This window comes from Nocardiopsis sp. iso_238 (assembly GCF_056173325.1).
Window position 1 is genome coordinate 1,934,877 of sequence record NZ_CM149668.1, and the last position, 11,822, is coordinate 1,946,698.

Here is an 11,822-nt window from a genome sequence, read left to right on the forward strand (position 1 = left end):
AAGAATCACCTGCTCAGGCCAGGGATACCGCCAATTTCCGGTCAGGCGCCGGGGGTCGGGGCGCTCAGCAGCACGTACGACAGCACGGTCAGCACGACGAACAGGAGCCCCACCAGCACGGTGGCGGCTGAGAGGCCGCGGACCCACGGGCTGGTCTCGGGGCCCGAGCGGAACAGGGCGGCGGCCGAGCACAGGACGGCCAGCGCGGAGAACAGTCCGGCGCCGGTGAGTTCGCCCTGGACCGCCGGGCTGAGGGAGCCCTCCGCGCCGATCAGGGTCTGCGTGTTGAAGATCCCGATCAGTTGGGTGGACAGCAGGGTGGTGGCCAGCAGGAGGAGGCCGGTCACGCTGAGGGTCCCGGGGCCGAACAGGGGGGCGCGGCGCGGGGCGGGCTTGCCTTCGAGGAACGCCTCGGAGGCGGGTGAGGACACCGAGGACGCGGGGGCCTCGGGGGTGGGGCCGGGCTCGGGCGTCTCGGTGGACTCCGAGGTCTCGTCGGGGGATGCGGGGGACGCGGTGTCTTCTGAGGAGGTACTCACGCGCGCCAAAATACCCCGCGTCCGCCCCGATACGTGGCGCCGCAACCGGTTGACTGCGGCCGGTTCCGGCCATTTCGCCCGGGAGTGCCCTTCAGGGGAAAAACAATCACGGGTGCTTGTTCTTTTCTGTGTCCGGTGTCACCCTCGTTCCCATGACCGCTACAGCAGCCCCCTCTCTGTGGATCGGGAACGCCTCGGGCTTCTACGGTGACCGCCTCGCCGCCGTCCACGAGATGCTCACCGAAGGCCCCGTCGACGTGCTCACCGGTGACTACCTGGCCGAACTCACGATGGCCATCCTCGGCCGCGACCAGCTGGCCGACCCGAGCCGGGGCTACGCCCGCACCTTCCTGCGGCAGATGCGCGAGTGCCTGGCCACCGTCATGGAACGCCGGGTCCGCGTGGTCACCAACGCGGGCGGCCTCAACCCCCGGGGCCTGGCCGACCGCCTCACCGAACTCGCGGACAGCCTCGGCTTCGAGCCCCGGATCGCCTGCGTCACCGGGGACGACCTGCTGTACCGGGCCGAGGAACTCCACCTCGGCACCCCCCTCACCGCCAACGCCTACCTGGGCGCCTTCGGGATCGCCCGGTGCCTGGACGCGGGGGCCGACATCGTCGTCACCGGTCGCGTCACCGACGCCTCCCTGACCGTGGGCCCCGCCATCTCCCACTTCGGCTGGACCCGGGACGACGTCGACGCCCTCGCCGGGGCGACCGCCGCCGGGCACGTCATCGAGTGCGGCGCCCAGGCCACCGGCGGGAACTACGCCCTGCCGGGCGAGCTCGCCGGACGCGACCTGGACCACCCCGGGTTCCCGATCGCGGAGGTCTCCGCCGACGGCACCTCGGTGATCACCAAGCACCCCGGTTCCGGCGGCGCGGTCACCGTGGGCACCGTCACCGCGCAGCTCGTCTACGAGATCCGGGGCGCCCGCTACCCCGGCCCCGACGTCACCACCCGCCTGGACACCGTCCGGCTCGACCAGGAGGCCGAGGACCGGGTACGGATCAGCGGGGTCACCGGGGAGGCCCCGCCGCCCGACCTCAAGGTCGGCCTCACCGGGATCAGCGGCTTCCGCAACGAGGTCGAGTTCCTCGTCACCGGCCTGGACGCCCGGGACAAGGCGGCCCGGGCCGAACGCCAGCTGCGCGCCGCCCTGGCCCGACGGGGGCCCGCCGACCTCCGGTTCGAGTTCGTCCCGGCCCGCGACCCCCACGGGGACACCCAGGACGACGCCACCGCCCGGCTGCGCGTGGTCGCCCGGGACCACGACCCCGCCGTCATCGGACGCCGCTTCGGCGCCGCCGCCGTGGAGCTGGCCCTCGCCAGCTACGCCGGGTTCCACATGACCGCGCCGCCCCGCGACGCCCGCCCCGACGGGGTCACCGTCACCCACGCGCTGGTCCCCGCCGCCGAGGTCGAGCACACCGTCATCACCCCGGACGGGGAACGCGAGCACGTTCCGCACCCCGGGCACACCAGGGCGCTCACGGAGGTCCCCGAACCCCCGCTCCCCGCGCCCCCGCCCGACGGACCGACCCGACTCGTCCCCCTGGGCCTGGTGCTGGGCGCGCGCAGCGGTGACAAGGGCGCCGACGCCAACGTGGGCGTGTGGGCCACCTCGGACGAGGGCTGGCGCTGGCTGGCCCACACCCTCACCGCCGACACCCTGCGCGAGCTCCTCCCCGAGACCGCCGACCTCCGGGTCACCCGCCACCTGCTGCCCGGACTGCGGGCCGCCAACTTCTGGATCGAGGGGATCCTCGCGACCGGCTCCGCCCGCCGCGAAGGGCTGGATCCCCAGGCCAAGGGGCTCGGTGAGTGGCTGCGCGCCCGCCGCCTCCCCGTCCCCGAGTCCCTGCTCCCCGAGATCCCGTTGCCCGAGACCCCGCGACCCGAGGAGGGCCCTTGAGCGTCCTGACCTCCGGACTCGACACCCGGAGCCCGGCCTACGCCGAGGCCAGAGACACCATGCTCGCCAAGCTGGCCGAGCTCGACACCGAACACGCCAAGGCCCTGGCCGGAGGCGGTGAACGCTACGTGGAGCGACACCGGGCCCGAGGCGGGCTGCTGGCCCGGGAACGGATCGAACTCCTCCTCGACGAGGGCAGCCCCTTCCTCGAACTGTCCCCGCTGGCCGCCTGGGGGAGCGACTTCCACGTGGGCGCCAGCGTGGTCACCGGGGTGGGAGTCGTCTCGGGCGTCGAGTGCGTGGTCGTCGCCAACGACCCCACCGTGCGCGGCGGCTCCAGCAACCCCTGGACCCTGCGCAAGTCCCAGCGCGCCGGGGAGATCGCGGAACGCAACCGGATGCCCATGATCAGCCTCGTGGAGTCGGGCGGCGCGGACCTGCCCACGCAGAAGGAGATCTTCATCCCCGGCGGCGGCACCTTCCGCCACCTCACCCAGCTGTCCGCCGCCGGGATCCCCACCATCGCCCTGGTCTTCGGCAACTCCACCGCGGGCGGCGCCTACGTTCCCGGCATGAGCGACCACGTGGTCATGGTCCGGGACCGCTCCAAGGTCTTCCTCGGCGGCCCGCCCCTGGTCAAGGCGGCCACCGGTGAGGAGAGCGACGACGAGTCGCTGGGCGGCGCGCGCATGCACGCCGAGGTCTCCGGCCTCGCCGACCACCTGGCCGAGGACGAGCACGACGCGATCCGTCTCGGCCGCCGCATCGTGGCCCGCCTCAACCACACCAAGACCGGACCCGCCCCCGCCAGGGAGGTCCGCGAACCCCTCCTGCCCGCCGAGGAGCTCCTGGGGATCATGCCGCCCGACCTCAAGGTCCCGGTGGACCCGCGCGAGGTCATCGCGCGCGTGGTGGACGGCTCGGAGTTCGACGAGTTCAAACCGTCCTACGGGCCGGGCCTGGTCACCGGCTGGGCCACCCTGCACGGGTACCCGGTCGGCCTCCTGGCCAACGACAACGGCGTGCTGTTCAGCGCCGAGGCGCAGAAGGCCACCCAGTTCATCCAGCTCGCCAACCGCTCCCACACCCCGCTGGTGTTCCTGCACAACACCACCGGCTACATGGTCGGCGCGGAGTACGAGCAGGGCGGGATCATCAAGCACGGCTCGATGATGATCAACGCCGTCTCCAACAGCACCGTCCCGCACTTCTCCGTGCTCATCGGCGCCTCCTACGGCGCCGGCCACTACGGCATGTGCGGGCGCGCCTACGACCCCCGCTTCCTCTTCTCCTGGCCCAGCGCGCGCTCCGCCGTCATGGGGCCCAAACAGCTGGCGGAGGTCGTCTCGATCGTCTCGCGCGCCTCCGCCGCCAAGAAGGGGCAGCCCTACGACGACGACCAGGACGCCGCCATGCGGGAGCTGATCGAGCACCAGATCGAGGCCGAGTCCCTGCCGACCTTCCTGTCCGGCCGGGTCTACGACGACGGCGTCATCGACCCCCGCGACACCCGCACCGTCCTCGGGCTGTGCCTGTCCTTCGCCAGCAACGCACCGGTACGCGGCACCGACCGCTTCGGTGTCTTCCGAATGTGAGAAGGGGAAGGACCATGACCCCCACCCGTCCCATCAGCACCCTGCTCATCGCCAACCGGGGCGAGATCGCCCGCCGGATCATCCGCACCTGCCGGACCCTCGGCGTGGCCACCGTCGCCGTGCACGCCCCCGGCGAGGAGGACGCCGCGCACGTGCGGGAGGCCGACACCGCCGTGCGCCTGCCCGTCCCCGAGGGGCGCGGCCCCGTCGACGCCTATCTCGACCCCGACGCACTCGTGGCCGCCGCCCGCTCCGCCGGGGCCGACGCCGTCCACCCCGGTTACGGCTTCCTCTCCGAGAACGCCGCCTTCACGCGCGCCGTCGTCGACGCCGGGCTGACCTGGGTCGGGCCCTCCGCCGAGGCGGTCGAGCAGATGGGCTCCAAGACCCTCGCCAAGAAGGTGGCCCGTGACGCCGGGGTACCGGTCGCGGACGCCCTCGACCCCGCCGACGTCCGCGCCGAACACCTCCCCGTCCTGGTCAAGGCGGTGTCCGGGGGCGGCGGACGCGGCATGCGCGTGGTCCGCGACCTCGACTCCCTCGCGGTCGAGGCCGAGACCGCCCGCTCCGAGGCCGCCTCCGCCTTCGGTGACCCCACGGTATTCTGCGAGCCCTACGTGGAACGCGGCCGCCACGTGGAGGTGCAGATCCTCGCGGACCGCCACGGCACGGTCTGGGCGCTGGGCGAGCGCGACTGCTCGGCGCAGCGCCGCCACCAGAAGGTCCTGGAGGAGGCGCCCGCGCCCGGGCTGCCGGAGGAGACCCGCCAGCGACTGCACCGGGCCGCCCGCGACCTCGCCGCCGCCATCGGCTACACGGGGGCCGGAACGGCCGAGTTCCTGGTCCCGGTGGCGGACGGGGGCCTGGGGGAACCAGTCTTCCTGGAGATGAACACCCGCCTCCAGGTGGAGCACCCCGTCACCGAGTGCGTCACCGGGCTCGACCTGGTGGAGTGGCAGCTGCGGATCGCGGAGGGCGAGCCGCTGCCCGACACCGGGCCGCCCGCTCCGCGCGGCCACGCCGTGGAGGCCCGCCTGTACGCCGAGGACCCCCGCGACGGCTGGCGGCCCCGCACCGGCACGCTGCACGCCTTCGACGTCCCCGCCGCCGACGTCTCCTTCGCGCCGCTCACCACACCCGGGGTGCGCCTCGACCACGGGGTGGAGGCGGGTGACACCGTCGGCACCGACTTCGACCCCATGCTCGCCAAGGTCATCGCCTACGGCCGCGACCGCCGCGACGCCCTGCGCCGCCTGTCCGCCGCCCTCGCCCAAGCACGCGTGCACGGGGTGGGAACCAACCGGGACCTGCTCGTCCGCGCCCTGCGCCACCCGGACCTCACGGAGGCCGAGCGGCGGCCCGAACGGCTCCACACCGGCCTACTGACCGGCGACCGCCTGATCGAGCTCGCCCGCCCCCTCGCTGACCCCGACACCGAGGATCTGGCCGCGCTCGCCGCGTCCCTGGCCTCGGTCGAGGCCACCCGGGGGAGCGGCGTCCTGCCGCCGGGCGTCCCGGCCGGGTGGCGCAACCTGCCCTCGGCTCCGCACCTGCGGCGCCACACCACACCCGACGGACGCGGGACCACCTCCTCCTTCCGCTCGGTGCGCGGCGCCCACCTGCCCGAACGGGAGGGGGTCCGGGTGCTCTCGGCCACGGCCGCGCACGTGGTGCTGGAGGTGGACGGGCTGCGGCGCGCCTTCGACGTGTACGGACCCCGCCCCGGCCGCACGGACGTGTACGTCGAGTCCGCCCTGGGCGCGGTCACCCTCACCCCCGTCGACCCGCTCCCCGAACCCGAACCCACCGTCGACCCCGGCGCGCTGCCCGCGCCCCTGCCCGGCACCGTCACCGCCGTGGACGTCACGGTGGGGGACCGGGTCCGGGAGGGGCAGACCCTGCTGCGTATGGAGGCGATGAAGATGGAGCACCGCGTCACCGCCCCCGCCGCCGGGACCGTGCGGGAACTGCCCGTCGGCGCGGGGGACCGGGTCCCGGCCGGGGCCCCACTGGCCGTCCTCGACCACACCGACAACGAAGGGCCTGATCAGTGACTGGTGCCATGACCTTCAACGAACCGCCCGAACGCGTCGAGCTCCGGGCCGCCGTCTCGGACCTCGCCGCCAAGTACGGGTCCGAGTACTACCGGGCCAGGGCCAGGGAGGGCGCCTACCTCACCGAACTGTGGAAGGAGGCGGGCGGGCTCGGCTACCTGGGCGTGAACATCCCCGAGGAGCACGGGGGCGGGGGCGGCGGCATCGGTGACCTCGCCGCCGTCCTGGAGGAGTTCAGCGCGGCGGGCTGCCCCACCCTGATGATGGTGGTCTCCCCAGCGATCTGCGGCACCGTCCTGTCCCGCTTCGGCACCCCCGAACAGCGCGACCGCTGGCTGCCCGGGCTGGCCAGCGGCGCGTCCATCATGGCCTTCGCCATCACCGAACCCGACGCCGGATCCAACTCGCACCGCATCACCACCACCGCGCGCCGCGACGGTGACGGCTGGGTGCTCAACGGTCAGAAGACCTTCATCTCCGGGGTGGACGTCGCCGACGCCGTCCTCGTGGTCGGGCGCGTCCAGGACGAGGACACCGGACGCCTCTCGGCCGCCCTGTTCGTCGTCCCCACCGGAACCCCCGGGTTCACGGCCCAGCGCATCGAGATGGACCTGGTCAGCCCCGACCACCAGTTCCAGCTCTTCCTGGACGACGTTCGACTGCCCGCCGACGCCCTGGTCGGCGACCCCGAGGCCGGGCTCCTCCAGCTCTTCGCCGGGCTCAACCCCGAACGCATCATGGCCGCCTCCCTGGCCACGGGGAGCGCCCGCCACGCCCTCGACAAGGCCGTCGCCTACGCCAAGGAGCGGACCGTGTGGCGCGACCGTCCCATCGGCACCCACCAGGGCCTGGCCCACCCGCTGGCGCAGGTGAAGATCGAGATGGAGCAGGCCCGCCTGATGACCCAGCACGCGGCGCTCCGCTACGATTCCGGCGACGACGCGGGTGCCGGTGAGGCCGCCAACATGGCCAAGTACGCCGCCGCCGAGGCGTGCGTACGGTCGGTGGACCAGGCCGTGCAGACCCTCGGCGGCAACGGTCTGGCCAGCGGGTACGGCCTGGGGTCGGCGATCGCCGCCGCCAGGCTGGCGCGGATCGCCCCGGTGAGCCGGGAGATGGTCCTCAACTACGTGGCCCAGCAGTCCCTCGGGCTGCCCAAGTCGTACTGACACGGAGAGAAGGGGCGCGCGGTGGGTACGGCATCCGATCGGGAGCCGAGACAGGAACGCAGCCGGGCCACGCGGGCCCGGCTGCTCGGCGCGGCCGTGGAGTGCCTGGCCGAACGCGGCGTGGCCGGGGCCACCGTGGGCGCCGTCGCGCACCGCGCGGGGGTGTCCCGGGGCGCCGCCCAGCACCACTTCCCCACCCGCGAGGACCTGCTGCTCGCCGCGCTGCGGCACATGGTGGACGGTCGCGGTGCCGAACTGCGCCGCCGCGTCGAGGCGGTCCCGGAGGGTCCGGGCCGCACCGAGGCCGTCGTCCAGATGGTGGTGGACGCCTTCAGCGGCAACGGCTTCAACGCCGCCCTCCAACTGTGGGCCGGGGCCGCCAGCGACCCCGCGCTGCGCGCACGCGTCATCCCGCTGGAGGAGCAGGTGGGGCGGCAGGTGCACCGCGCGGTCGTGGAGCTGCTGGGCGCCGACGAGTCCGTGCCCGGGACCCGGGAGGCGGTCCAGGCCACCCTGGACCTCGCCCGGGGGCTGGGTCTGGCCAACCTCCTCACCGACGACGGCCCCCGTCGGCGCCGTGTCGTCCGCCAGTGGGCCGCCATGCTCGACCGGGCCCTGGAGGCGGGGCGGTAGGTTCGTCGGGTGACCGCCTAGCCGCCCGGCGTGGCGGGCGATTATGATCGAAGTCGTTGGTCGGGGGACCGACCCCGACAGTTCCTCACAACAGTTCTGCGGACAGGGCGGTGGACCGGTGGGTGCGGATGCGGGCAGGGACCTTCCCGGCCTGGCCAGACGGGCGGTGGACGCGTTCACGGAGAGCGCCGCGCGCGGCAGGGACCGCGACGCCCTCATGGACACCGCGTTCGCGCGGCTCTTCGACCTCTACCAGGCCACGACCGAGGCCGAACGCGGCTCCCCGGCCGGGCAGGGCTTCAACGCCGCCCTCTCCGAGCTCCTCGTGAGCGGAAACAACCCGATCCGGCTCAGCCTGTACGTGGTGCGCAGCCAGACCGCCGCCGAGAACGGTCGGCACGAGGGGTACCGTCCGGCCTGCTGGCGCCGCTCCATGATCCAGATCCTCGGTGACGCGTTCGTGCCGCTGGAGAGCTTCCTGCGGCCCATCGACCTCGACGCGCTCCCGCGTATCGACGACGCACTGGAGGCGGTGGCGGCCGACGCCAGCCCCGCGACCGTCGAGGAGGTCCCCGCCTGGGTGCCGGAGACGCACTGGTGGTGGTGGGAACCGGCGCGCCAGCGCGGTGAGGAGACCCCCTCGCACACCCGCGCCGACAGCGGCACCCTGGACGCCGTCAGCGACTGACCGGCGGTTCGCGCAGGGAGTCGAAGCCGCCCCGGGCCGGTACCAGGTGGACCTCACCGGGCCGGGCGGTGTCCACCGTCTCCTGGAGGTGGAGCATGAGCAGGGCGAAGGCCTCGGCCAGTCCCTCGTCGCGCCGGGTGCCGAACGCCGCCACCGCGTCCTCGACCAGGTCCCGCAGCCGTGCGGCCAGGGTGGGCGGGTCCAGGTGCAGGAGCATCGGCTCCTCCAGTTCGCGGCCCTGGAAGCAGGTGATCCGGATCCCGCGCTCCCCGGGCAGGACCTCGGCCCGGCTGGCGGCGCGGTAGGTGACCGGTGCGCCGAGCCCGCCGGGCTGGACGGTCGTCTCCGTGCCCTCGGTGAGCTCCCTGACCAGCCAGTCCCAGGTCTTGCTCTCGTCCATGCCCCCATGGTCACCCCTGGTGGGGCGGTGGCGCCAGAGGCGGGAGGTCGCGGATTCAGCGCACGCCCCTGATCCCCCAGACGGTCGCCGCGCCCAGCAGGGAGACGAGCCCGCAGATCGTGTAGAGCACCGGGTAGCCGCCCAGGTGGACGACGATCGGACCGGCCAGGGCGGGGGCGATCACCTGCGGTCCCGTGCTGGCGACGTTGACGATGCCCAGGTCCTTGGCGCGCCCCTCGGCGGCCGGGAGCACCTCGGTGACCAGCGCGCCGTCCACGGACAGGAAGACACCGAACCCCACTCCCAGGACCACGGCGCAGACCACCACCGCCGTCCAGGTGGGCGTGAACGCCAGCCCGAAGGCGGGCAGACCCATCATCACCCCGGCGAGGGCGACCATGCCGCGCCGTCTCCCGATCCGGTCGGAGACCGCTCCCGCGACCACGGTGGTGGCCACGACCGCCGCCGTGTAGACGAGGATCAGCGTGAGCAGCCCGTCCGAGGCGGAGGAGCCGGGGAACAGGTCCTCGTACCCGACGGCGTCGCGCAGGAAGTAGAGCAGGTAGAGGACGAACATCGCGTTGCCGGTGCCGATGAGGAACCGGGTGAGGAAGGCCCAGGCGAAGTCCGGGTGCCTCCGGGGCGACACCCACAGGCTCCGGGCGAGGTCGCGCCAGGGCGGTCGGTGCTCCCGGGGGAGGGGAGGGTCGGGGGACAGGAGCGCGAAGGGCAGGGCGCACGCGAGGGTGAGGACGCCGATGAGCGTGTACCCGGGGGCCACCTCGGTGACGACCACGGTGACCAGCACGACCGCCGCCACGACGCCGGCCGACTGCGGGACGCCGATCCAGCCCGAGACCGCGCCGCGCTGGCTGCGGGGGACGTGGTCCGGGACGGCGGCGAGCAGCGTGGCGTTCAGGCAGGACAGGGCGGTCTGCACGAACGACCAGCCCAGCAGGACGCCCACGACGCTCTCCTGGGTGCCGAGGACGACCAGTCCGGCCGCGCCGAGCAGGGCCCCGGCCAGGACCCAGGGCCGACGTCGGCCGAGGGGGCCGGTGGTGCGGTCGGACAGGGCTCCGGCCAGCGGGGTGGCGACCATGGCCATGGTCGCTCCGACACCGGTGACCCAGGCCAGGACGGTCTCCTTGTCGGCGGGGCTGATCCGGCCGATCTGCTCGGGGAGCAGGACCTGGAGGGGGCCGAAGAAGGCCATCCACATGCCGAGGTTGGCGAGGCTGATCCCGGCCACCCACAGGGCGCGGACGTCACGTGTGGGTTCGGCGAGGGCCGGGGGAGGCGGCGCCGGGGGTGTGCGCACGGTGTGACCCACCTAACATGAGAGTGGTTCATGTTAGTCCAGTCGCGGCGCCCGGGGAAGGGGTGGGAGGATTCCACGGGCGTCTAGTCAACTTTGACTAGTAGTCTGGGGGCATGACAGAGACGATGCGTCCCAACGAGACCACCGTGCCGGGGCTGCACACCCACGACCCCCGGGCCACGCTCGACTTCTTCGAGTCGCTCGGCTTCGAGGTCACCTGGAAGCAGTTCAGGCCCTACGTCTACCTGGCGTTCTCCTGGAGCGGCTTCGAGCTCCACTACAGTGGCGCGCCCAAGGGGCTCGACCCCGCCCAGGAGCACACCGGCGGCGCGCTGGTGATGGTCGACGCCGTGGCGCCCTATCACGAGGCCATCACCGCCGCCATGCGCGCGGCCCACGGCAGGGTCCTCTCCCGGGGCCTGCCCCGCGTCACCCGCTTCCGGCCCGGAGCCAGCCGCTTCACCCTGATGGACCCGTCCGGGAACAGCCTCATCTTCATCCAGCGCGACGAGCCCGAGGGCCTGGACTACGGGGGCTCTCCGGAGCTGGAGGGCATCGCCAGGGCCCTCGACCAGGCGCGCAACTTCCGGGAGTTCAAGAACGACGACCTCGCGGCGTACCGGCACCTCAAGTCGGCCCTGCGCAGGCACGCGGAGACCTCCTCCGCGCTGGACCGGGCCCTGGCGCACGCCACCCTGGTCGAGCTGTCCCTGGCCCTGGACGACCCGGAACAGGCCCGGGTCTGGCGGACCGAGCTGGAGGCGGTGGAGCTCACCGAGGAGGAGCGTCAGCGGGTCGAGCGGGAACTGGACCACGCGATCCGCCTGGAGGAGTGGCGTGACGGCGAGGGCCCCGGCGCCTGAGCGCGGGGCTCAGCTCCCGGTGTCGGGGGCCAGGACGCCCTCGAAGGGCGTGCCCTCCTCGTCCGCGAAGGTGTACGCGCCGCCCTCGATCCGGGAGACCAGGCCGCGGGTCCAGGCGGCCTGGGAGTCCGAGGTGTGCACCCACAGGTCCATGATCTCCCCGATGTGCCCCACCGGCTCCGGGCCCCGCACGGGGTCGTAGTGGCGGACCACCTCGGAGCGCCACCCCTCCAGCCCCGCCAACCGGCGCCGCAGCAGGGCGAGTACCTCGCTCCGGGGCAGGTCCACGGCGAAGCCGAGACCGGCGGAGAGCACGTCCGGCCCGGTGTCGTGCGCCGACAGCGCGGCGCGCAGCAGCGAGAGGTACTCCTCGGTGCCGCGTCCGGTGACCTCGTACTCGACCCGGGGCGGGCCCCCCGCGGTGGAGGGCGCCACCTCGTGCGCCACCAGCAGGCCCTGCCGGGCCATCTGCTTGAGCGCGTGGTAGACCGACCCCGGTTTGGCGTTGGACCACTCGTGGGCGCCCCAGGACTCCAGGTCGTTGCGGACCTGGTAGCCGTGCGCCCGCCCGTGGAGCCGGACCGCCCCGAGCACCAGCAAGCGGATGGCCGACATCCCTACCCCTCACCCCGACTGTGGTCAAC

11 protein-coding genes are annotated in these 11,822 nt (G+C 73.5%); 7 read left to right on the top strand and 4 right to left on the bottom strand.

Annotated features, from left to right (window positions below; translation table 11 throughout):
* Positions 1 to 41: 41 nt before the first annotated feature.
* Positions 42 to 539, bottom strand: a complete 498-nt coding sequence (locus AC0VYL_RS08650; protein WP_475482830.1) for a hypothetical protein — start codon at positions 537 to 539, stop codon at positions 42 to 44.
* A 152-nt stretch (positions 540 to 691) separates the two neighbouring features.
* Here AC0VYL_RS08650 and AC0VYL_RS08655 point away from each other — a divergent pair, with 152 nt between their 5' ends.
* The 6 genes from AC0VYL_RS08655 (at position 692) to AC0VYL_RS08680 (ending at position 8,594) form a co-directional block, all read left to right on the top strand.
* Positions 692 to 2,455, top strand: coding sequence for an acyclic terpene utilization AtuA family protein (locus AC0VYL_RS08655; RefSeq protein WP_475482831.1), 1,764 nt, complete (start codon positions 692 to 694; stop codon positions 2,453 to 2,455).
* On the top strand, positions 2,452 to 4,050 hold the full coding sequence (locus AC0VYL_RS08660; RefSeq protein WP_475482832.1) for an acyl-CoA carboxylase subunit beta: 1,599 nt from the start codon (positions 2,452 to 2,454) through the stop codon (positions 4,048 to 4,050). Before AC0VYL_RS08655 ends, AC0VYL_RS08660 begins: the two co-directional genes overlap by 4 nt.
* Before the next feature lie 14 nt (positions 4,051 to 4,064).
* Positions 4,065 to 6,104 (top strand): acetyl/propionyl/methylcrotonyl-CoA carboxylase subunit alpha, encoded by a 2,040-nt coding sequence (locus AC0VYL_RS08665; protein WP_475482833.1) that lies wholly within the window; start codon positions 4,065 to 4,067, stop codon positions 6,102 to 6,104.
* An 8-nt stretch (positions 6,105 to 6,112) separates the two neighbouring features.
* The gene (locus AC0VYL_RS08670; protein ID WP_475482834.1) at positions 6,113 to 7,273 is read left to right on the top strand and encodes an acyl-CoA dehydrogenase family protein; all 1,161 of its coding nucleotides are present in this window, start codon (positions 6,113 to 6,115) and stop codon (positions 7,271 to 7,273) included.
* Between the two features lie 21 nt (positions 7,274 to 7,294).
* Entirely contained in the window at positions 7,295 to 7,906 is a 612-nt protein-coding gene (locus tag AC0VYL_RS08675; RefSeq protein WP_475461012.1) for a TetR/AcrR family transcriptional regulator, read from the top strand.
* 166 nt (positions 7,907 to 8,072) lie between these two features.
* Positions 8,073 to 8,594 (top strand): hypothetical protein, encoded by a 522-nt coding sequence (locus AC0VYL_RS08680; RefSeq protein WP_475461015.1) that lies wholly within the window; start codon positions 8,073 to 8,075, stop codon positions 8,592 to 8,594.
* Here AC0VYL_RS08680 and AC0VYL_RS08685 read toward each other — a convergent pair.
* Together AC0VYL_RS08685 and AC0VYL_RS08690 are read right to left on the bottom strand one after the other, a co-directional pair.
* Positions 8,584 to 8,994: a hypothetical protein gene (locus tag AC0VYL_RS08685; protein WP_475461017.1), complete on the bottom strand. Its 411-nt coding sequence runs from the start codon at positions 8,992 to 8,994 to the stop codon at positions 8,584 to 8,586. The two genes, AC0VYL_RS08680 and AC0VYL_RS08685, sit on opposite strands and share 11 nt — an antisense overlap.
* A gap of 55 nt (positions 8,995 to 9,049) precedes the next feature.
* Positions 9,050 to 10,315: an MFS transporter gene (locus tag AC0VYL_RS08690; RefSeq protein ID WP_475482835.1), complete on the bottom strand. Its 1,266-nt coding sequence runs from the start codon at positions 10,313 to 10,315 to the stop codon at positions 9,050 to 9,052.
* Between the two features lie 113 nt (positions 10,316 to 10,428).
* On the opposite strand from AC0VYL_RS08690, the gene AC0VYL_RS08695 reads away from it, so the two are divergent.
* The gene (locus tag AC0VYL_RS08695; protein ID WP_475461023.1) at positions 10,429 to 11,178 is read left to right on the top strand and encodes a VOC family protein; all 750 of its coding nucleotides are present in this window, start codon (positions 10,429 to 10,431) and stop codon (positions 11,176 to 11,178) included.
* Between the two features lie 9 nt (positions 11,179 to 11,187).
* Here AC0VYL_RS08695 and AC0VYL_RS08700 read toward each other — a convergent pair whose 3' ends face one another.
* Positions 11,188 to 11,793, bottom strand: coding sequence for a PadR family transcriptional regulator (locus AC0VYL_RS08700; protein ID WP_475461026.1), 606 nt, complete (start codon positions 11,791 to 11,793; stop codon positions 11,188 to 11,190).
* Positions 11,794 to 11,822: the final 29 nt, after the last annotated feature.

Coding starts and splice junctions, on each gene's coding strand:
- AC0VYL_RS08655 (WP_475482831.1), top strand. CDS start 692: ATGACCGCTACAGCAGCCCCCTCTCTGTGGATCGGGAACGCCTCGGGC.
- AC0VYL_RS08665 (WP_475482833.1), top strand. CDS start 4,065: ATGACCCCCACCCGTCCCATCAGCACCCTGCTCATCGCCAACCGGGGC.
- AC0VYL_RS08670 (WP_475482834.1), top strand. CDS start 6,113: ATGACCTTCAACGAACCGCCCGAACGCGTCGAGCTCCGGGCCGCCGTC.
- AC0VYL_RS08685 (WP_475461017.1), bottom strand. CDS start 8,994: ATGGACGAGAGCAAGACCTGGGACTGGCTGGTCAGGGAGCTCACCGAG.
- AC0VYL_RS08695 (WP_475461023.1), top strand. CDS start 10,429: ATGACAGAGACGATGCGTCCCAACGAGACCACCGTGCCGGGGCTGCAC.
- AC0VYL_RS08700 (WP_475461026.1), bottom strand. CDS start 11,793: ATGTCGGCCATCCGCTTGCTGGTGCTCGGGGCGGTCCGGCTCCACGGG.